16 protein-coding genes are annotated in these 20,743 nt (G+C 70.1%); 6 read left to right on the top strand and 10 right to left on the bottom strand.

The window, feature by feature from the left end; translation table 11 throughout:
* Positions 1–141: 141 nt before the first annotated feature.
* The 9 genes from FDO65_RS19380 to rpmH form a co-directional block, all read right to left on the bottom strand.
* Positions 142–1,188, bottom strand: a complete 1,047-nt coding sequence (locus FDO65_RS19380) for a ParB/RepB/Spo0J family partition protein (RefSeq protein ID WP_137451370.1) — start codon at positions 1,186–1,188, stop codon at positions 142–144.
* The gene (locus tag FDO65_RS19375) at positions 1,185–2,012 is read right to left on the bottom strand and encodes a ParA family protein (RefSeq protein WP_420847558.1); all 828 of its coding nucleotides are present in this window, start codon (positions 2,010–2,012) and stop codon (positions 1,185–1,187) included. Before FDO65_RS19375 ends, FDO65_RS19380 begins: the two co-directional genes overlap by 4 nt.
* 2,872 nt (positions 2,013–4,884) lie before the next feature.
* Positions 4,885–5,910, bottom strand: coding sequence for an LLM class flavin-dependent oxidoreductase (locus tag FDO65_RS19370; protein ID WP_137451369.1), 1,026 nt, complete (start codon positions 5,908–5,910; stop codon positions 4,885–4,887).
* Between the two features lie 53 nt (positions 5,911–5,963).
* Positions 5,964–6,674, bottom strand: a complete 711-nt coding sequence (rsmG, locus tag FDO65_RS19365) for a 16S rRNA (guanine(527)-N(7))-methyltransferase RsmG (protein ID WP_137451368.1) — start codon at positions 6,672–6,674, stop codon at positions 5,964–5,966.
* Positions 6,675–6,696: 22 nt separating this feature from the next.
* Positions 6,697–7,254 (bottom strand): Jag family protein, encoded by a 558-nt coding sequence (locus FDO65_RS19360; RefSeq protein ID WP_137451367.1) that lies wholly within the window; start codon positions 7,252–7,254, stop codon positions 6,697–6,699.
* 87 nt (positions 7,255–7,341) lie between these two features.
* Positions 7,342–8,484, bottom strand: coding sequence for a membrane protein insertase YidC (gene yidC / locus FDO65_RS19355; RefSeq protein WP_205850176.1), 1,143 nt, complete (start codon positions 8,482–8,484; stop codon positions 7,342–7,344).
* Positions 8,481–8,939, bottom strand: coding sequence for a membrane protein insertion efficiency factor YidD (gene yidD, locus FDO65_RS19350; RefSeq protein WP_137451366.1), 459 nt, complete (start codon positions 8,937–8,939; stop codon positions 8,481–8,483). The genes yidC and yidD overlap by 4 nt, the downstream gene beginning before the upstream one ends.
* Complete coding sequence (rnpA, locus tag FDO65_RS19345) at positions 8,936–9,307, bottom strand: ribonuclease P protein component (RefSeq protein WP_137451545.1); 372 nt, start codon at positions 9,305–9,307, stop codon at positions 8,936–8,938. Before rnpA ends, yidD begins: the two co-directional genes overlap by 4 nt.
* A 13-nt stretch (positions 9,308–9,320) precedes the next feature.
* Entirely contained in the window at positions 9,321–9,458 is a 138-nt protein-coding gene (gene rpmH / locus FDO65_RS19340; protein WP_010849920.1) for a 50S ribosomal protein L34, read from the bottom strand.
* 775 nt (positions 9,459–10,233) lie between these two features.
* Between rpmH and dnaA the strand changes: the two genes are divergently transcribed.
* The 5 genes from dnaA (at position 10,234) to FDO65_RS19315 (ending at position 17,224) form a co-directional block, all read left to right on the top strand.
* A complete protein-coding gene (dnaA, locus tag FDO65_RS19335; protein ID WP_240757724.1) occupies positions 10,234–11,886 on the top strand; it encodes a chromosomal replication initiator protein DnaA in 1,653 nt (550 codons plus the stop codon).
* Positions 11,887–12,974: 1,088 nt separating this feature from the next.
* Positions 12,975–14,171: a DNA polymerase III subunit beta gene (gene dnaN, locus FDO65_RS19330; RefSeq protein WP_137451364.1), complete on the top strand. Its 1,197-nt coding sequence runs from the start codon at positions 12,975–12,977 to the stop codon at positions 14,169–14,171.
* A 186-nt stretch (positions 14,172–14,357) separates the two neighbouring features.
* Positions 14,358–15,263 (top strand): phosphogluconate dehydrogenase (NAD(+)-dependent, decarboxylating), encoded by a 906-nt coding sequence (gene gnd / locus FDO65_RS19325; protein WP_137451363.1) that lies wholly within the window; start codon positions 14,358–14,360, stop codon positions 15,261–15,263.
* 40 nt (positions 15,264–15,303) lie between these two features.
* Positions 15,304–16,659, top strand: a complete 1,356-nt coding sequence (locus FDO65_RS19320; RefSeq protein WP_137451362.1) for a DNA replication/repair protein RecF — start codon at positions 15,304–15,306, stop codon at positions 16,657–16,659.
* The gene (locus tag FDO65_RS19315) at positions 16,652–17,224 is read left to right on the top strand and encodes a DciA family protein (protein ID WP_137451361.1); all 573 of its coding nucleotides are present in this window, start codon (positions 16,652–16,654) and stop codon (positions 17,222–17,224) included. The genes FDO65_RS19320 and FDO65_RS19315 overlap by 8 nt, the downstream gene beginning before the upstream one ends.
* Before the next feature lie 97 nt (positions 17,225–17,321).
* Here the strand turns inward: FDO65_RS19315 and FDO65_RS19310 are convergent, their stop codons facing one another.
* Positions 17,322–18,068, bottom strand: a complete 747-nt coding sequence (locus FDO65_RS19310; RefSeq protein WP_137451360.1) for a hemerythrin domain-containing protein — start codon at positions 18,066–18,068, stop codon at positions 17,322–17,324.
* 667 nt (positions 18,069–18,735) lie between these two features.
* Between FDO65_RS19310 and gyrB the strand changes: the two genes are divergently transcribed.
* Positions 18,736–20,739 (top strand): DNA topoisomerase (ATP-hydrolyzing) subunit B, encoded by a 2,004-nt coding sequence (gene gyrB / locus FDO65_RS19305; protein WP_137451544.1) that lies wholly within the window; start codon positions 18,736–18,738, stop codon positions 20,737–20,739.
* Positions 20,740–20,743 lie beyond the last annotated feature (4 nt).

Genomic DNA, 20,743 nt, shown 5'->3' with positions numbered 1-20,743 from the left:
CGGGTGTACCCGACCAGCCACAGCCGGTGGCCTCGGTGTCCCATCTTCGTGGTCGTCACAGACGCGTACGGCCCCCACCCCGGAGAGGTGGGGGCCGTTGCGTCACGTGACGATGCCGTCAGGCATGGGCGCGCGGACGCGTCAGTCGCCGCTGCGCAGAGTGGCCAGCGACTCCGGTGCCATCACGCCCATGATCCGGTGCAGGTCGTCCGGCGTGGCGAACTCCACGATGATGCGGCCCTTGGAGCGGCCCATCTCCAGACGTACCCGGGTGTCGAACCGGTCGGACAGTGAGCCGGCGATCTGGTCGAGCCCCTCCACCGACCGGGCCTTGGGCGCCGGACGTCGTCGCGGTTGTGCCCGGCCGTTCAGCAGGGTCACGGCCTCCTCGGTGCCCCGTACCGACAGGCCCTCGGCGACGATGCGCGCGGCCAGCTGCTCCTGATCCTCCGCAGCGCTGAGGCCCAGCAGTGCCCGAGCGTGCCCGGCCGACAGCACCCCGGCGGCGACCCGCCGTTGCACCGCGACCGGCAGCCGCAGCAGCCGGATGGTGTTGGAGATGACCGGGCGGCTCCGGCCTAGGCGGGACGCCAGCTCCTCCTGGGTCACGTCGAACTCCTCGAGCAGCTGCTGATAGGCGGCCGCTTCTTCGAGGGGGTTCAGGTTGGCCCGGTGGATGTTCTCCAGCAGCGCGTCGCGCAGCATGTCGGCATCCTCGGTGCGCCGCACGATCGCCGGGATGGTCGTCAGCCCGGCGCGCTGCGAAGCCCGCCACCGACGCTCACCCATGACCAGTTCGTACTGGTCGCGGCCGATCTGCCGGACGACGATGGGCTGCAGGACGCCGAACTCCTTCAGGGAGTGCGCGAGTTCGTCGAGGGCCTCCTCGTCGAACACGTCCCGCGGGTTGTGTGGATTGGGCCGGATCGATCCGACGGGCAGCTCCCGGAACTGGGGGCCATCAGACGACGGCAACGACGCGGTCGTCGGGGTCGTGGGATCGAACGCTTCGGCCAGCTTCGGGCGGGGGCGACTTCCCGTGGCACGGGCGGTCGCCGGCGGACGGGGCTCGCGCTCGGAGGGGGACGACGAGCTCTCGAAGAACGTGTCGCGCAGGGTGGTGGTCTCCGGTCCGCTGGGGATCAGCGCGGCCAGGCCACGGCCCAGCCCACCGCGGGACTTGCTCACGGGGTCTCCCTCGTTCCTCGCTCGGCCACCTCGCGGGCGGCGTCCAGGTAGCTCATCGCGCCCCGTGAACCCGGGTCATAGGTCAGGACAGACTGGCCGTAACCGGGCGCTTCGGACACCTTCACCGAGCGCGGGATGATGGTGGTCAAGACCTTGCCGGCGAAGTGGTTACGGACCTCGTTGGCCACCTGATCGGCCAGTTTGGTCCGGCGGTCGTACATCGTCAGCAAGATGGTGGACACGTTGAGGTCCGGGTTCAGGTGCGCCTTGACCAGCTCGATGTTGCGCAGCAGCTGGCCCAGTCCTTCCAGCGCGTAGTACTCGCACTGGATCGGGATCAGCACCTCGTCGGTCGCGACCATCGCGTTCACCGTGAGCAGTCCGAGCGAGGGCGGGCAGTCGATGAAGATGTAGTCGTAGTAGCGGTCGATCGACTGCACGGCCTTCCGGAGTCGATGCTCGCGCGCCACCATCGACACCAGCTCGATCTCCGCGCCGGCCAGGTCGATCGTGGCCGGGATGCAACCGAGCCGGGGCGCATCGGGGCAGGTCTGGATCGCTTCCGCGGGGCTGATCTCGCCGAGCAGAACGTCGTAGACCGACGGGGTCCCGGTCTTCCGTTCCGCGCCCAGCGCCGTGGAGGCGTTGCCCTGCGGGTCCAGATCGATGACCAGGACGTTCAGGCCGGCCAGCGCCAGGGCGACGGCGATGTTTACCGTGGTCGTCGTCTTGCCGACGCCGCCCTTCTGATTGGCCACCGCGAAGATGCGCCGACGCCGGGGGCGCGGCATCTTCAGATCGCCGTTCTGCAGTTCCAGCGGCACCTCGCCGCCCTCATCCAGGTCGTCATCGGCCGAATGACGGGGCCGGGCCAGACCCAACAGACGGGGGTCGTCGACATCGATACTCACGCACTCTCCTCTCCGACGGCCGTCCGGTGGGGCGTGGACAGCGCGTGGCCAACGCTACGGTTCATACGATCGGGTCACGGGGAGCCGCGCCGGGCGGGAGTCTGATCTCGGTGGATCCGCACCAGTCAGGCGTCGAATTCGCCCGTCCACCGGTCGTTGATCGGCCTCAGCGCGGTCGACCCGCCGGCATCCGGGCTGTTTCACGTGGAACACGGTGCTTCGGCGTGCGGGGCCGGTGGGTGCTTGTTGCCCGTACGCCCTGAGGCCTTGCCAGGTGATGGGTCCGCACGCCGCTGTGTTGTTCGAGGTAGACGGGGCTTGGGGCGGGCCGTTCAGCGTTTCACGTGTAACGGGGCCTGGTCTCCCGTGGACGGCTGACCCAGCTTGCCGGGTGTCCCTCGATCTGCAGCGTGCCTCATCAATGGACTGCACTCGGCATCGCCAGCGCACACGCCGTGCCCGGGATCGACCAAAAGGCTCGCCGGTTCTACGTGGATTGACGGAACGCCCGGGACTGGCCCAGGTTTCACGTGAAACGGGGCATGGCTTCGCGTGGGCCAGTGAACCAGCGTGCCGGGCGTTCCTGTAGCGCCGGCGGTGGCCACCGCGGTCCGCCTCCCTCGAGCGGAGATGCACTCGAGGATGAACGGCCATGGGGTGTTCCACGTGAAACACCGGCTGTAGATCCTGACTTGCGAGGTCCGGATCCTGGGGCCGGCTCCGTCCGGCGTCGTCGATCTCCTGGTGGGGGCATCACCATCTATGGCAAGGAACGTAATGCCCACCTCAAAGGCCCGCAGTCATGGAAAGCAACGTGCCGGCGGAGCGGGCACCAGGAGCGCGCCCGCAAAGCACTGGCCAACGATCGGGCGGTCTGTCCGGCCAACCGGCAGCCCTGTTCCCCGTGCTTTTCGTTTCGGACCGAGTTGGGGGACGCGCGCCTGGCCGGCATTGACCGATCAAGCTGATTACAACCCCGGGTTGCACGTGAAACGGGCGCTACGTTCAGGAATTGCCGCTGTCCGGACGTAGTGGTCAGGACGTGTGGACCTCGACGGGTGTGGGGCCACTTTGCAGATGCGGGGTTTCGTCCGGCCGTGGTCCTCTACCTCCGCCGCGCATTGCCTGTAGTCAGACGGGAGGGGGCTGGGAAACGGGGCCAGTTTCACGTGAAACGCGACCGGCGTCGTTCCGGAGCCTCATCGTGTGCATCTTGGTTTGCCTTCTGTTCGGCCCGAGAGGCGACTTCGAGCAAAATCTGCACGGTGGACGGGCCGCGTGAATCATGCCAGCGTCGGAACCACATCACGCGCTGCGCCGCATTGTCACCGTGACGTATTGAGCTGGTGTTCCTGCATGCGAAATTGCCGCATCCCTATTGTCTGTTTTGGGAGCACTGCTCGGGCCGTTGATGTCGATCATCAGAGCGGGCTCGGTCATGTCGGAAGATGCCCCGCTGACCGACACAGCCGGACCCCGGCCGGGCCTTCAGCGAATGCGCCGCCACTGTCAGGTTGCTCGCTGCGCTGTTTCACGTGAAACAGCGGGTGCGAGGCGGCGACATCTCTGAGCGAACCGGCAGGGGCGTTTCGCCCCTGATGCCGGACCGTCGTCATCCCGACCAGCCCGGTGCGGAGGACGGGCCATACCGGGGTTCGTCCCGCCCCGCTGAGTTCGGCAGCCGCAGTGCCCCCAGCTCTTCGGCGCCCGACGCTCCACGATCACGGCGCCGCAACACCCTTCACCGCAGAAGCACATCAGCTCAACTCAAATAGCCGAGCCCTGGAAATCCTCGGACCTTCTCGTTCGCCCACGATGCCAGCGACCAGCAATGACCGACCGAAGGACACGCGCGCGAGGCGCCGGCCAGCAGGCCCCGACAGTTCGGAATCGGCCGTCTCGGGCATTGACGGTCTTGTTGCGCCGACAGGCCGGACCGAGGGACGGCGAACCGATGCCTGGCCAGGGGCATCCGCGCGGGGACCACAACGCGAGACCGGGCTCTCATGTTGAACGACGCTGCTGTCTTCGCCACGCCTTCTGCATCAGTGCCTGACGCGTCCCGGGGCCCGGTGTGGCCGGGTCAGCGGACGCGCCTAGTTTCACGTGAAACGTCCCGCTGTCGACGCACGGCCCTCCCATCGCCCGGGCTGCCTCGTACCCTGCCCGGCGGTACTCACAAGCGGCTGTCCACGAGACCAGAGGAGCGGCCAGCACCTTGACGCGCCGCGCCTCAGCGCCGCCCGGGCTGATCGGCTGCCAGTGTCTGCATGTCCCTCGTCGCCGACTGCATCGCCGCACGCCTCGTCGCTGGCTCCGCCCCGGACGGGCAACCCGGTTCGGGAGAACCCGGACGACCCCCAACGTGTTGGACGGTCCCGACAGCCCCACTCAGAGCCCGGGTCCGACAGCCCCGCTGACCCAGGCGTTCCGCAGGAGGTCTGCGGGCGGCGGCTCGACCGTCGGAGGGAGCGCGTCTGTCGGATTCGTCAGGAGGACCGAGACCTCACCCCACGCCGACCAGAAGACCGCGTTTCCGCTCATCGCACAACCGAGACCCGGAACAAACGCATCCGTCGTCACCCAGAGCGCTGCCCGACGGACCCCGGGACACCCACGCCCGGCGGCCACTCGATCAGGCCCGACCGAAGCTCAGCGACCAGTGGTCAACAACGGCGCGTCCGCACAGCGCGGGCTCATCCCTGCCATTCGTCACGTGACATATCTAGGACATCACGTACGGACATGGGCATCCTGCGTCTGGCAGCGCGCTCGACGACCGGCGTCAGACCGCGGCCACCCGCGGCGCCACCTCGCCCAGCAGTTCGATGCCGTGCAGGAGATCCGCGTGGGCGAGGCGGGGGTTGGTCATCTGGATGGAGACGCGGTCGACCCCGCCCAACTGGTCCGCGACGCGGCCGAGCTTGGCGGTGATCTCGTCCGGGGAACCGAGGAAGAACGCGCCATCCGGCCCGCTCGTCGCGTCGAACTGGGCGCGGTTCGGCGGCGGGAAACCCCGCTCCCGGGAGACGCTGGTGAACATCTGATGCCATCCGGGATAGATGACGTCGGAGGCTTGCTGGCGGCTGTCGCCCACGTACCCGAACACGTGCAGCCCGACCTTGAGGACCTCCGGGGCATGGCCGGCCTGAGCGCCGGCCCGCCGGTACAGGTCGACGAGCGGCGCGAATCGCCGCGGCTCCCCGCCGATGATCGCGACCATCAGTGGCAGACCGAGCAGGCCTGCCCGGATGAACGATTCCGGGGTCCCGCCGACGCCGACCCAGATCGGCAACGGATCCTGCACCGGTCGCGGATAGACGCCCTGCCCGGTGAGGGCCGGCCGGTGACGTCCGGACCAGGTGACCTTCGTCGAGTCCCGGATCTTCAGCAGCAGATCCAGCTTCTCCTCGAACAGCTCGTTGTAGTCGGCCAGGTCCAGACCGAACAGCGGGAACGCCTCGGTGAACGAACCGCGCCCCACGACGAGGTCGATGCGTCCCCCGGCGATGAGATCGAGGGTGGCGAACTGCTGGAACACCCGGACCGGGTCGTTGGCCGACAGCACAGCCACCGCACTGCCCAGACGGATCCGGGACGTCAATGCGGCCGCGGCCCCGAGAATGACCGGCGGAGCCGAGTCGTAGTACTCGGCCCGGTGGTGCTCACCGATGCCGAACGAATACAGGCCCACCCGGTCGGCGAGGGCGATCTCCTCGAGCAGATGGGCCATCCGCTCGGCCGGACCGACCACATGTCCGGTCGACGGGTCGGTCACCTGTGAGACGAAGCTGTCGATACCCACGTACATGAGGGCGACCGTACGCGACGGCGGCCGACCCCTCGGCGCGCCCCGGCGCCGATTCACCCTCGGCCGGTACTCCGTCGCGACGGACGGGTGCGGCTCCGCGGACGCGGCGGGCCTCCGGCCGATCGGGTCGCTCGCACGATCGTCACAGCCGGATCGGTCCAGCGGCCGCCCGTGGTCACCACCTCGGCACCGACCAGACCGGCCCGGTCCAGCGCCGCCGCGTCGCGGACGATCTCGTCGGCGGCCGACTGTCCCTTCATCGCCAGCAGCAGCCCACCGGCGCGCAACAGCGGCGCGGACCAGCCGGCCAGCCGGTGCAAGGGAGCGACGGCCCGCGAGGTGACCACGTCCGCCTCGCCGCATTCGTCGATGACCGACTCGGCGCGGCCGTGCACCACCCGGCACCGCCCCGTCAGCCCCAACGCCTCGACGGCTTCGCGGAGGAACACGACCCGACGCTCGAGCGTCTCGACCAGATCGACCCGGAGGTCCGGTCGGGCCAACGCCAGGGGGATGCCGGGCAGCCCGGCCCCGGTACCGATGTCGACGACCCGGACGTCGGCCGGGAACACCTCGGTGACGGCCGCCGAGTTGACGACGTGCCGGGACCACAGCCGGTCGGTCTCCCGGGGGCCGATCAGTCCTCGTTCGACGCCCGCCGTGGCCAGCAGCTCGACGTACTGCCGAGCGCCGGCCAACCCGGTGCCGAACAGGTCCCCGGCGACCGCCGGTTCCGGTTCGACACCGGTCGATCCGTCGGTCATCGTCGCGTCACGGCCGGGGTGGTCAGGAGACCGGGCTGACGACGACGCGCCGGCGAGGCTCCTCGCCCTCGCTCGACGACTCGACGCCGTCCACCGCACCGACCGCGTCGTGCACGATCTTGCGTTCGAACGGGTTCATCGGGGTCAGCCGGACGGCCTCGCCGGACTCCAGCACCTTTTCGGCCGTCGCCTGGCCGAGCTCGCGCAGCTCGGTGCGGCGGCGGGCGCGGTAGCCGGCGATGTCCAGCATCAGCCGGGAACGGTGGCCCGTCTCGGCCATCGCGGCGAGCCGGGTCAGCTCCTGCAGGGCGTCCAGCACCTCGCCCCGGTCACCGACCAGCCGCTCGATGTCGCCCTCGCCGATGATCGACACGACCGCGCGTTCGCCCTCGACGTCTAGGTCGATGTCCCCGTCGAAATCGAGGATGTCGAGCAACCGCTCCAGGTAGTCGCCCGCCGCGTCGCCCTCGGCGACCAAGTGGTCGTGCTTGGAACCGCCAGCCGACGGCGCCGTCTCCGGCGTCTCGGCGGCCGCGCCGTCGGCCACGTCCTGGGCCGGCACGATCGTGTCCTCGCTCATGTGTTGTCCCTCGTCGTCGACGTACTTCAGGTCTGGGCGGCCGATGCCGACCTCGCCCCTCACCAGGGCGGCGGCGCCGGGCGCCGATCAGCGTGAGCCGCGCTTCTTCTTGCGGTTCGGTCGGGCCGGCGGCCGCGCACCGGCCGCGGGCCGACTGGCGGCCCCGTTCGTCCCGGCGGACCCATTGGTCGAGCCGTTGGTGCCCGGGCCGCCGGCCTGACCGTTCGCGCTTGGGGTGGGGTCCTTGCTCACTCCGTTGGTCGACCCGCCGTCGACCGGGGACTGCGTGATGACCGGCCGGTCCGACGGCGTCGACTTGGGCTTCGCCCCGGGCTTCGGGGTGGTGAAGCGACTGGCCTGCTTGTTCTCCTCGACGACCGTCGCGGCCATCGCCTTCTTTTTGTCCTGCAGACGGTGGGCCACCCACAGCTGACCGAAGGTCCAGGAGTTGTTGGCCAGCCAGTAGAAGAGGATGGCGAGCGGGAAGAACGGACCACCGACGACCACGAACAACGGGAACAAGTAGAGCATCAGCTTGTTCATGATCGCGGTCTGCGGATTGTCGTTGTTGATGTTCATCTCGCGCTGGCGGGCGACCGACCGGCGGGACGTCAGGTGGGTGGCAATGCCCGCGAGGATGGTCAGCGGGATGCCCCAGACGATGATCGCCTCACGGACGCCGTCCATGAAGTTCAGCTGGTCCAGCGGCATCGTCATGTAGCCGACCAGCGGGGCGCCGCCGGGCAGCTTGGCGTTGCCCATCGACTCGACGTCGGCCTGACCGAAGAAGTAGACGTTCATCCGGTAGAACCACTTCGCCGGGCCCTCGGGACCGTCGTTGACCGGCTGGAACATGCGCAGCACGTGGAACAGACCGATGAAGACCGGCGCCTGGATGAGCATTGGCAGACAGGAGGCCAGCGGGTTGACCCCGGCCTCCTTGTTCAGCTTCATCATCTCTTCGGTCAACCGCTGCCGGTCGTCCTTGTACTTCTCGCGCAGCGCCTTCATCTTGGGCTGCACGGCCTGCATCTTCAGCTGCGAGTCCATCTGCTTCATGAACGGCTTGAAGAGGATCGCGCGCAGCGTGAAGATCAGGAAGACGACCGACAGCACCCAGGTGATCGCACTGTCGGCGCCCAGGAACGAACCGAAGACCTTGTGCCAGACCCACATGATCCCGGAGACCGGGTAGTAGATGTAGTCCAGCGAGAAAAAGTTGAAGCTCACGCGGCAGGTCTCCCGGTGGTCTGACTGCCGGCCGTCGCCGTCCGGGTCAGCTCTGTCGAATCCGACTTGTAGTCAACAGGATGCCCTGATCCGGCGTCGTCCGTCACGGACGAACGACCGGGCTGGGCACCGTGCGGTGCAGCGTCAGTGGTGGGGCCGGCGTCGGGGCGGGGTTCGCCGCCGCGCCGGGGCCAGCCGTGGACCGGGACGTGATCGATGCCCCCGTCGCTCCACGGGTTGCAGCGCAGCAGGCGCCACCCCGTCAGCACCGACCCGACCACCGCGCCCCGGCGTCGCAAGGCGGTCACCGCGTAGGCGCTGCACGTCGGGTAGTACCGGCAGGTCGCCGGGGTGTACGGCGTGATGAACCGCTGGTAGAAGCGGATCGGAGCGATCAACAGCCAGGCCGCCGGTGACGTCCGCCGAGTCGCGGTCGCCGCGTCCGGGGCACTCATCCGGACACCCGTCGATCCCACCGGCGTCCGCCGCGGGCCAGAGCATCGTCCAGATCGACCGCGAGGTCGTGGCTGGCCGCGCCGACCGCATCCGGCAGGACGCGGACCACGACATCGGTACCGGCGGGCAGCCCGCCCAGTCGCTCCCGCAACAGGGGTCGCAGCTGGCGGGTCAGCCGATGCCGGACAACGGCGTTGCCGACCTTGCTGGAAACCACGAAACCGGCGCGGGCGCGGGAAGTCGCACCGGCACCGGCCGGGTCACGTCGCAGATGGACGACCAGACGACGCCCGCCGACCCGCACGCCACCCCTGACGACGGCCGAGAACTCGGCCGGCGTGTGCAGGCGGCTGTCGGCCGGCAGCATCACCAAGGACGGATCAGGCCGACAGCTCGGCGCGACCCTTGCGCCGACGGGCGGCCAGGATGGCGCGGCCGGCGCGGGTCCGCATGCGCAGGCGGAAGCCGTGGGTCTTGGCCCGGCGACGGTTGTTCGGCTGGAAGGTGCGCTTGCTCACGGAAATCTCTCCACTGTCGTCACTGCTGGTCACTACTGTCCGGGCTGTCAGCACGACCGCCCGGTCGGCACCGTCCACAGGGCGCCTCGACACCGGCCCGCGGAGGGACCGGCTGTCGCGAGACCCGAAAGACTCGCGTACTGGCATCGGCACACGGACAGCACAAAGCGGCCGGACAGACCGACGTTTCCCAGGGTACGGACCCGGCAGCCGGACGGTCAAACCCGATCTGCCCAGGGAAGGACCGATCCGTCCGATCGTCGCCGGGTCCTGCACGGTCCCGTCGCACTCGCGAACGGGGTGAAGCGGGCCCACGAGCCCGTCCGGTCACGCATCCGCCCCACCACCCGGGCGAGCGGCGAGCCCCCCACGCGATGCCCCGACGGAGCAGTCGCCGGCCCCGACAACGACCACCGACGGTGAGCGAGCCCCGGCATCCGGGGCGGACGAATCGCACATTCGTGGCGCAACACGCTGACCATGATCGTTGCGGCCCATGCCGTCTTGTGGGACTGCGGGTCGAGTTGTTAGCGTCCCGGGGCGCACCACGACACGGACCGGCGAGTCCCAGGGGGGACGACGAACTCGCCTTCCTTTCATCGATCGGTCCGACGGTCGCGTGCCTGTACGAGCATCAACCGCAGCTGAGCACCCCGGCGTTCGACCCGGCCACGACACCCGTGCGTCCGGCGCCGTACCGTCTTCCCTTCGTCCACACCTGTGGACAACTGTGTGGACGGCTCATTCCGGGCCGACGACGAGGGAGGATCATCGGGTGTCGGACCTGGCCAACGACGATCGCCTGACGGTTGTCTGGACCCCGATGGTCGCCGAGCTCGCGCCCCGCCTGACCTCCCGGCAACGCGCCTGGCTGTCGGTAACGCGACCGATCGGCATGCTCGGCTCGACCGCCCTGCTGGCGGCGCCCTCCGACTTCGTCAAGGAGGAGATCGAGCGCCACCTGCGCGAACCGATCGCCACCGCGCTGTCCGGGCACCTCGACCAGACGATCACCCTCGCCGTCACCGTCACCGACGACCCGCTGCCCCCCGTCGCGGCCGACACCGATCCCGGTCCGGGACCGATGAACGGTGGTCCCGGCACCCGGTACGGCAACGCCCCGTTCCCGTTGCAGCACCGTCGCGGTCCGGGCGAACGCCGATACGACGGCGGGGCGTCCGTCGATGGCTACGGCGGACCCCAGCGCAACGGTCAATCGGACCAGCTGCCGTTGGCCGCGCGCTCGGCCCCCGGCGCCGGATACGGAGCGACCGATGCCAGCGGCGCCGACCTGGAGGAGCTGGAAGAGGAGGAGTTCGAGCCGACCGGCCCGGTCCCCCCCGCGTGGCCGTCCTACAGCGGACGATCGCACCCCGCGTCGACCCACCCGTCACAGACCCGGCTGAACGAGAAGTACACGTTCGAGACGTTCGTCATCGGCTCCTCCAACCGGTTCGCCCACGCGGCGGCCGTGGCCGTCGCCGAGGCTCCCGCGGTCGCGTACAACCCGCTCTTCATCTGGGGTGACTCCGGTCTGGGCAAGACCCACCTGCTGCACGGGATCGGGCACTACGCGCAGCGGCTGTTCCCGGGCATGCGGGTGCGGTACGTCTCCAGCGAAGAGTTCACCAACGACTTCATCAACTCGCTGCGGGACGACCGCAAGGTCGCCTTCCAGCGGCGGTACCGCGACGTCGACGTCCTGCTGGTCGACGACATCCAGTTCTTGGAGGGCAAGGAAGGTACTCAGGAGGAGTTCTTCCACACCTTCAACACCCTGTACAACGCCAACAAGCAGATCGTCATCTCCTCGGACCGGCCGCCCAAGCGCCTGGAGACCCTGGAAGACCGCATGCGGACCCGCTTCGAGTGGGGTCTGATCACCGACATCCAGCCGCCCGAGCTGGAGACCCGGATCGCGATCCTGCGCAAGAAGGCGGCGCTGGACCGGATGAACGCCCCGGACGACGTCCTGGAGTTCATCGCCAGCCGGGTCGAGCGCAACATCCGCGAACTCGAGGGTGCGCTGATCCGGGTGACCGCGTTCGCGTCCCTCAACAAGCAGCCCGTCGATCTCGCCCTGGCCCAGATCGTCCTGCGGGACCTCATCCAGGACCCGGTCGGCAACGACGTCGACGCGGCCACGATCATGGCCGTCACCGCCGAGTATTTCGCGGTGACCATGGAGGACCTCTGCGGTCCGGTGAAGACCAAGCAGATCGCCTCCGCGCGGCAGATCGCGATGTATCTGTGCCGGGAGATGACCGACCTGACCCTGCCCAAGATCGGGCAGACGTTCGGCGGCCGCGACCACACCACCGTCATGCACGCCGCGAAGAAGATCCGGGCCGAGATGGCCGAGCGGCGGCAGACCTATGACCACGTGCAGGAGCTCAGCGCCCGCGTGCGCGACCGCGCCCGCCGCTGACGTCGGACCATGTTCGCCGGACGCCAGGTTCGTCCCGTCACTCGATCCGTCTCGCTGGTTCCGCCCGCTGTCGCCGGCTGACCTCAGCTCTGGCCCGTTGACCACAGGCCCGTTCCGGCCCCTGACGCCCGGCGTCGGCTCCCAGGCGCACTCCGACGACCCGGTTCGCCGGGCTATCCACACCCTCCCTGACCGTGCTCGGCGGCGCGCTGCAGCGCCCTGGGGTCGTCCGTAGGCCTGATCCCCCGACCGGAGACAGCCATCAGAGGCGCCCGGCCCGCGACTCGGCTGACCACGTCGCACCATTGAACCGGACATTCCCGTCATCTCGCCAGGGCGCGCGAGTCCAGCGACCGCATCTCCGGTCCCCCCCAGGGTCCCCATCTGCACCCCTGTCTCCGGGGTTCCACCGCGGCTCGTGTCGGTTTGCTCCCGGTTAGAGCGCTCCAACTGACGCGTCACCCCCGATGGAGCCGCCGAATTTCACGGATCCGTGTACCGACCGAGGATCCCGGCCAGAAATTCACCTGTCTTGCCCAATGCAGGGACGCGATCACGAGCCCAACGCCCGGTCAGCGCACGCCGATACACCGGCAGCCCCGTCGTTCGGCCCCCCATCCGCCCGAACGTGTCATTCGGGCCCGGCCGCGACCTACCCACAGTCAACCCATGCACAACGTGTGGACAACCCTGGGGACAACTGGGGATGGACGGGGACAACCACCGGGCCGTCCGATGGCATTCACAATCGGCCCCGGCTGTCCCGGACCGGTCCCGGAGTTGTCCACGGCGCCGACACGCGGCCCGATCTGCCCGGACGATGGCTTGTCCCCACTGTGCACACCCCCGACTGCTGTTACTGAAAGAGTTTCCGAAGAGATCCCCTCCGTGGTCACTCTGGGGACAACTCGCTACGCACCGGATCGGGCTCGCTCCCTGAACGAGGGCACCAAGGACGCAGCGACTCACCCCTGCTGGAATCACAGGCCGGGAAGGCCGTACCGTGGGACGCCCCGAGCCGACGATGAACCTGCGTCGGGCGGTGTCCCGCTGCCCGTTTTGGCGCATTTGTCCCTGGAGGACCGTCGATGAAGTTCCGTGTCGCACGCGACGACCTGGCCGATGCCGTGGCCTGGGTCGCCAAGTCGCTCCCGAGCCGGCCGCCGGTGCCGGTGCTCGGCGGCATCCTGCTGGATGTCGTCGGGTCCACGCTGACCGTCTCCGGGTTCGACTACGAGGTCTCGACCCGGGCCTCGGTGTCGGTCGACAGCCTCAGCGGGCTCGACGACCCGGACAGCTCCGACGACGATCCCGTCGCCGAGCGGGTCCTGGTCTCCGGCCGCCTGCTGGCCGAGATCACCCGTGCCCTGCCGTCCAAGCCCGTCGACGTGGCCGTCGACGGGGCCCGGGTCAGCATCGTGGGCGGCTCGGCCCGGTTCACCCTGCCGACGATGCCGGTCGAGGACTACCCTCCGCTGCCCGATCTCCCGGAGACCTCCGGAACGGTCGATGCCTCGGCGTTCGCCGAGGCCGTGGCCCAGACCGCCATCGCCGCCGGCCGCGACGACACCCTGCCGATGCTCACCGGTGTCCGGGTCGAGATCGAGGGCGACCGCCTGACCCTGGCCGCCACCGACCGGTTCCGGCTGGCCGTGCGTGAACTCGACTGGAAACCCGAACAGGCCGACGTCTCGACCGCGGTGCTGGTCCCCGCCCGGACCCTGGCCGACGCGGCCAAGACCCTCGGCGGCGCCAGCGAGGTGACCGTCGCCCTCGGGGACGGGCTGCTCGGCCTGAAGGCCGGGTCCCGGCGGACCACCGTCCGGCTGCTGGACGTCGAGTTCGTCAAGTACCGCTCGTTGCTGCCGACCAGCCACACCACCACGGTCGACGTCCCGGTGGCCGCGCTGGGCGATTCCATCAAGCGCGTCGCCCTGGTCACCGACCGTGGCCACCACCTGCGGATGCAGGTCTCCGACGGGTCGCTCACCCTGACCGCCGGCGGCGACGACGAGGGCCGCGCCGAGGAGACCCTGCCCGTCGAGGCCGACGGCGCGGAGCTGCTCATCGCCTTCAACCCCGCCTACCTGCTGGACGGACTGGGGGTGGTGCACGCCCCGACCGTCCGCCTGGCCTTCACCACTCCGTCGCGACCGGCGCTGATGCTGCCCGTCCCGGCCGACAACGGCGGCGCGGCGGACGCCGACGGATCCGCCGCGGCCGAGCAGGAGGCCCCGGCACCGGATTACCGCTACCTGGTGATGCCCGCTCGTCTGCCCGGCTGATCCCGGCCGGGGGCGGGCGGGGCGCAGGATCCGCTCGGCACCCGGGCACCACCGCACGCGCAGCAGTCCCCGGGGCGGTCCCCGGTCGGTGGGTTGCGACCCCCGACCGGCTCACCGGCCGCCTCGTTGTCCCACAATCACCACGACGGAGTCGCGACAGCGGCCCCCCGGGGGAGAGGAACAGACATGCAGCTGGGCCTGATCGGTTTGGGCAAGATGGGCGGCAACATGGCCGAGCGGCTGCGCCGCGACGGTCACGAGGTCGTCGGGTACGACCGCAATCCGGCCAGCGACCGGAACGTCGACTCGCTGGAAGCACTGGCCGGTGCACTCTCGGCGCCGCGCGTGGTGTGGGTGATGGTGCCGTCCGGTGAGCCGACCCGCGCCACGGTCGCCTCCCTCGGTGAGGTGCTGGAGGCCGGCGACATCATCATCGACGGTGGCAACTCCCGGTACACCGACGACCAGGCCCACGCCGCGGAGTTGTCCGGCAAGGGCATCCGCTACCTGGACGTCGGCGTCTCCGGCGGGGTGTGGGGCCTGACCGAGGGCTACGCCCTGATGGTGGGCGGCGACGCCGACACCGTCGCGGTCGCCCAACCCATCTTCGACTCGCTCAAGCCGGCGGGCGAGGGCGGTTTCGTGCACGCCGGTGCGGTCGGCGCCGGCCACTTCACCAAGATGGTCCACAACGGCATCGAGTACGGGATCATGCAGGCCTACGGCGAGGGCTACGAGCTCATGAAGGCCGTCGATCTGGTGGCCGACCCGGATGCGGTCATGGCCTCCTGGGCCGAGGGCACCGTCATCCGCTCCTGGCTGCTGGACCTGCTGATTCTGGCCACCAAGGCCGACCCGGGGTTGGCCCAGGTCCGGCCGTACGCGCAGGACTCGGGCGAGGGTCGGTGGACCATCGAGGCGGCCATCGAGAACGCCGTTCCGCTGCCCGTCATCACCGCCGCGTTGTTCGCCCGGTTCGCCTCCCGGCAGACCGATTCCGCGGCCATGAAGGTCGTCGCGGCGCTGCGCAACCAGTTCGGCGGTCACGCCATGGGTCAGGAAGGATCGTCGGCGCCGGTCCCGGTCAGCTGAACGCCCGCCGTTCGGCCGGCCGGCCCGTCGCCCCCGGAGCATGTACGTACGTCACCTGTCGCTCGGCGACTACCGCTCCTGGGCCACGGCCGAGGTCCCGCTGCAACCCGGGATCAACGTGCTGGTCGGCCGTAACGGCATCGGCAAGACGAACCTCGTCGAGGCGCTCGGCTACCTGGCCACCCTCGGCTCCCACCGGGTGGCCACCGACGCCCCGCTGATCCGGCGGGGGACCGAGCGGGCGCTCGTCCGGTCCGCGGTGGTGTCCCAGGAACGTGAGCTGCTGCTCGAGGTGGAGATCAACGCCGGCCGGGCCAACCGGGCCCGCATCAACCGGTCGCCGCTGACCCGGCCGCGGGACATCCTCGGGGTGCTGCGCACCGTGCTGTTCGCCCCGGAGGATCTGGCCCTGGTCCGCGGGGACCCGGGTGAGCGGCGGCGGTACCTGGACGAGACGCTGACCATGTTGTCCCCGCGGATGGCCGGCGTGCGCAGCGACTACGAGCGGGTGCTCAAGCAACGGAACGCTCTGCTGAAGTCGGCCCGCGGATCTCGTTCGGCCGGGGGACGGTCCGACGGCCTGGCCACCCTGGACGTGTGGGACGAGCACCTGGCGACCGCGGGGGCCGAGCTCATCGCCGGCCGGCTGGGTCTGGTCGACCGGCTGCGGCCGTACGTTGCTGCCGCCTACGCCGACCTGGCCGAGGGCGCCCGGCCCTACCCGGACGGCGACGAGCTCCCGGCCGGCGGTGACGCGACCCGGGCGGACCTGGTCTACCGGGGCACGGTCCCGCTCGACACCGCGTCCGGCACCGCACCGGACCCGGACGCCGGAACGGCACCGGGCGGCCGCGACCTGGTCGATCCGGAGCTGGCCGAACGGCTCCGGGTCGCGATGCTCGCCGAGCTGGGCCGGCGACGGCCGGTCGAGCTGGAACGGGCGGTGTCGCTGGTCGGTCCGCATCGCGACGAGCTGGAGCTGCAGCTCGGGGCCGGCCCGGCCAAGGGCTATGCCTCCCACGGGGAGTCGTGGTCGTTCGCGCTGGCCCTGCGGTTGGCGGCGTTCGAACTGCTCCGGATCGACGGCATCGACCCGGTGCTCGTCCTCGATGACGTGTTCGCCGAGCTCGACGTCGCCCGGCGGGAGCGGTTGGCCGGGCTGATCGCCGACGCCGAGCAGGTGCTCATCACCGCGGCGGTGCCCGGGGACGTGCCCGCGGTGCTGGGCGGTCGGCACATCACGGTCTCGGCCGAGGCGATCGTGCCGGCCGGTCCGGAGGCTGGTGCGCCGACGGACACTGTCGGTGGGGCCGGCGATCCTGTCCGGGAGACGGCCGATCCGGCGGCGCCGGTGCCGGCCGCACCGGTGGAGCAGCGAGGGGACGACGATGGCTGATCAGGCGGACAGCTCCCAGAACCCGGTGGACGGGGAGTCGCCGGGGTTGCTGCCCCCGCCAAGGGGGGTCGATCTGGCCCGGGCGGCGTTGGCCGCCGCCCGTGAGGCCAACGCGCAGCGCCGGCAGGCGGCCGGGCGGACCCCGATGGTCCGTCGGGGTGGGGCGGCCGGTCTGCGTCGGCGCCGGTGGTCGGGTCCGGGGCCGGACGCGCGGGATCCGCAACCGCTGGCGGCGACCATGCGCACCTGGGTGCGGACGGCCGGTACCGGCGCCGACCTGACCAAAGCGATGCTGTTCGGCCGGTGGGCCGAGATCGTGGGCCCGGAGGTCGCCGACCACTGCGTGCCGGTGTCGCTGGTGGACGGTGCGCTGACGGTGCAGGCGGAGTCGACGGCGTGGGCGACGCAGATCCGGATGATGGCGGGGCCGATCGTCAAGCGGATCAACGATCAGATGGGCGATCGTTCGGTGAAGCGGCTGACCGCGCGTGGGCCGTCCGGTCCGACCTGGCGGTTCGGTCAGCGGCACGTGCCGGGACGCGGCCCCCGCGACACGTACGGCTGAGCGGACGGCGCAGCGAGGGACGAGCGGAGCCGGGAGCGAGCTTCGGGCGCTGAGCGGATGGCGCAGCGAGTCGCCTACCCGCCCGGACGGCGCCGGCTCAGATCGCCGGGCCGTCGCCGCCGCCGACCCACATCAGGTGGGTGGAGCGGTTGTAGCCGCCGCTGAACAGGTTGCGCATCGCCCAGCGGGCGGTCCGGGAGTGTCGGCCGACGATGCGGGCGGCCAGGGCCGGGTCGAGTTCGTCGACCAGCCAGAACGTCTCGTGGGCGACGGAGGCGGGCCGTCGGCCGGTGCGGCGCGGGGACCGTCCGGGGCCGGTCGTGGTCCGTCGGGGCCGGTCGAGCGCGAGTGTCGGCTCGTGCAGCAGGGCGCGGTCCCGCTCGTCGTGCTCGAACTGTTCGGCGGCCAGGGCGGCGAGGTCGGACACCCGACGTCGCAGTGTGGTGCGGGCGTCCCGGTCACCGTCGGCGGCCCAGGTGCGGGCGGCGGACAGTACGTCCTGACCGGCGCGGCGGACGGCGCGGTGGCCGGATCGGGCGGCGGCGGCGTGCCCGGCCAGGTCGGGGCGGCGGTCGCACAGCCGGTTCCAGCGGCGGTCCTCGCCGGCGTGGTGGGCGAGCAGCCGGGGGACGAGGAACTCGATGTGTCCGACGATCGCGGCCCGGCGCACCGTGGTGACGGGGTCGCTCAGGACCTGCACGAGTCGTTGCAGGTCGCGGCGGACGGCGTGGTGCACGGCCTCGTCGAGGGTGGCGCGCAGGTCCGTGGGTCGGGCGGTGGGTCGCTCGGTCAGGGTGACGGCGGGGCCGTCACCGACCAGCGGTCGGGGATCGAGCGCACTCATGGACGGGTCACCTGCTCATGAACTCGAGGACGTCCCGCGGGCGGTGGCGGGTCCGTCCTCTCTGGGGTACCCGGCCGCTTCCGCGGGTGCGGGTGGGGCGGGTCGCCGGCGGGTGCCGGTCCGGACGGTCCCTGACGGGGTCGGCCGGTGCGCTGGTTTTACCCGCTGGACACGGTCGGTAATCGCAGGCGCTCCGCTTGCCGCGTTCCGCGACGATCGGGCCCGCCCTTCACGGTCCGGGATCGGACGAGTCACCGGGGCCTGTCGTTCACCCGTACGGCGCAGTGAGCCGACCGGTTCAAGATCGTTCCCGCGCCGCCGTGGCCGCTCGTGACGCGGCATCTCGGGCCGACCACTCGACCCGGGGGAAATCCGGGACGCCACGGCCGCATCAGAGGCCGCTATTGCCCTCCTGTGGGCGTGTTCGTCGGTAGGATGGACAGGGATACCCCCGCGAACGGCGCTGAAACGGCCGCTGAGCGATCGGACATCCCCGACCTCATCGGCTCCCGACGCCGGGTCGTGGTCCTGTCCGTCGTCGCTCTCCCCGGTCGTCGGCCCCCACTCGCGAGGTCGTCCACCCGAATGCACCAGCGTGACCATCCGCACACCGCCAGCCGGCGGCGCGGCCACGCCGGTGCCGGACCGAGCAGGAACGAGACGACACATCGTGGCGAAGAAGAACGAGTACGGCGCCTCATCGATCACCGTGCTGGAGGGCCTGGAGGCGGTTCGCAAGCGCCCGGGCATGTACATCGGCTCGACCGGCGAGCGCGGTCTGCACCACCTGGTGTGGGAGGTCGTGGACAACGCCGTCGACGAGGCGATGGCCGGGTACGCCGACCGGGTGCTGGTCGTGCTGCGGGCCGACGGCGGGGTGTCGGTCACCGACAACGGCCGTGGCATCCCCACCGAGATCCATCCCAAGGAGAAGCGTCCGACCGTCGAGGTCGTGCTGACCATCCTGCACGCGGGCGGCAAGTTCGATTCCGATTCCTACGCGGTGTCCGGTGGTCTGCACGGGGTCGGCGTCTCGGTCGTCAACGCGTTGTCGTTCAAATTGATGGTCGACATCGAGCGGGACGGCAAGTCGTTCCATCAGGAATACACCCGGGCCAAGCCCGGGCCGCTGGAGGTGCGCGGGCCGAGCTCGCACACCGGGACCACGGTCACCTTCTGGGCCGACCCGGACATCTTCGAGACGACGACCTACAACGTCGAGACCATTTCGCGCCGCCTGCAGGAGATGGCCTTCCTCAACAAGGGCCTGACCATCACGCTGCGGGACGAGCGCAAGACCGCCGACCTGGACGAGGCGGCCGAATCGGCCATCGCGGAGTCGGCCGCGCAGGACGACGCCAGCGATTCCGAGCACAAGCCGCTGGAGCGCACGTTCCACTACCCCGGCGGGCTGGTGGACTACGTCAAGCATCTGAATTCGAAGAAGGACCCCATCCACCCGTCGACCATCGGGTTCGAGGTGAAGGGCGACACCATGGAGGTGGAGGTCGCCATGCAGTGGAACTCCTCCTACAACGAGTCGGTCCATTCCTTCGCGAACACCATCAACACCCACGAGGGCGGGACCCACGAGGAGGGTTTCCGCGCCGCACTGACCTCGACGGTGAACAAGTACGCGCGCGAGAAGAAGCTGCTGAAGGAAAAGGACTCGAATCTGGACGGCAGTGACGTCCGGGAGGGTCTGGCCGCGATCATCTCGATCCGGCTGCGGGAACCGCAGTTCGAGGGGCAGACGAAGGGCAAGCTCGGCAACACCGAGGCCAAGTCGTTCGTGCAGACGGCGGCCAACGAGTGGATCGCCGACTGGTTGGAGCGCAATCCCACCGAGGCCAAGGTCATCATCAGCAAGGCCGTCTCGTCGGCGCAGGCCCGCGACGCAGCCCGGCGGGCCCGTGAGCTGGTGCGACGCAAGGGCGCCCTGGAGATCGGCGGGCTGCCCGGCAAGCTGGCCGACTGCCGGTCGACCGACCCGAGCAAGTCCGAGCTGTACATCGTCGAGGGTGATTCCGCCGGTGGCAGCGCCAAGTCCGGCCGGGATTCGATGTTCCAGGCGATCCTGCCGATCCGCGGCAAGATCATCAACGTCGAGAAGGCCCGCATCGACCGGGTGTTGCGCAACACCGAGGTCCAGTCGCTCATCACGGCGCTCGGCACCGGTATCCACGACGATTTCGATCTGGCCAAGCTGCGCTATCACAAGATCGTCCTGATGGCCGATGCCGACGTCGATGGCCAGCACATCCGCACGCTGCTGCTGACGCTGCTGTTCCGTTTCATGCGGCCGCTGGTCGAGGCCGGGCACGTGTATCTGGCGCAGCCGCCGCTGTACAAGCTGAAGTGGACCAAGGGCGCCCACGAGTTCGCCTATTCCGACCGCGAGCGGGACGGCCTCATCGCCCAGGGCGAGAAGGCCGGCCGCCGGCTCATCAAGGACGAGGGCGTCCAGCGCTACAAGGGTCTGGGCGAGATGAACGCCAAGGAATTGTGGGAGACCACGATGGACCCCGAGCACCGGCTGCTCCTGCAGGTCACCCTGGAGGACGCCGCCCAGGCCGACGACCTGTTCTCGGTGCTGATGGGCGAGGACGTCGAAGCGCGACGGTCGTTCATCACCAGGAACGCCAAGGACGTGCGGTTCCTCGACCTGTGAGGGT

It is taken from the genome of Nakamurella flava, assembly GCF_005298075.1.
In the GTDB taxonomy this organism is placed as follows: Bacteria; Actinomycetota; Actinomycetes; order Mycobacteriales; family Nakamurellaceae; genus Nakamurella; species Nakamurella flava.
This window is presented reverse-complemented; position numbering and strand designations above follow the sequence as displayed.

What these genes read in the sequence shown, in the direction of transcription:
- dnaN (WP_137451364.1), top strand. Translation starts at nt 12,975, where the DNA reads ATGAAGTTCCGTGTCGCACGCGACGACCTGGCCGATGCCGTGGCCTGG.
- rsmG (WP_137451368.1), bottom strand. Translation starts at nt 6,674, where the DNA reads ATGACCGACGGATCGACCGGTGTCGAACCGGAACCGGCGGTCGCCGGG.
- FDO65_RS19315 (WP_137451361.1), top strand. Translation starts at nt 16,652, where the DNA reads ATGGCTGATCAGGCGGACAGCTCCCAGAACCCGGTGGACGGGGAGTCG.
- gnd (WP_137451363.1), top strand. Translation starts at nt 14,358, where the DNA reads ATGCAGCTGGGCCTGATCGGTTTGGGCAAGATGGGCGGCAACATGGCC.
- FDO65_RS19360 (WP_137451367.1), bottom strand. Translation starts at nt 7,254, where the DNA reads ATGAGCGAGGACACGATCGTGCCGGCCCAGGACGTGGCCGACGGCGCG.
- FDO65_RS19320 (WP_137451362.1), top strand. Translation starts at nt 15,304, where the DNA reads ATGTACGTACGTCACCTGTCGCTCGGCGACTACCGCTCCTGGGCCACG.
- FDO65_RS19310 (WP_137451360.1), bottom strand. Translation starts at nt 18,068, where the DNA reads ATGAGTGCGCTCGATCCCCGACCGCTGGTCGGTGACGGCCCCGCCGTC.
- yidD (WP_137451366.1), bottom strand. Translation starts at nt 8,939, where the DNA reads ATGAGTGCCCCGGACGCGGCGACCGCGACTCGGCGGACGTCACCGGCG.
- rnpA (WP_137451545.1), bottom strand. Translation starts at nt 9,307, where the DNA reads ATGCTGCCGGCCGACAGCCGCCTGCACACGCCGGCCGAGTTCTCGGCC.
- FDO65_RS19370 (WP_137451369.1), bottom strand. Translation starts at nt 5,910, where the DNA reads ATGTACGTGGGTATCGACAGCTTCGTCTCACAGGTGACCGACCCGTCG.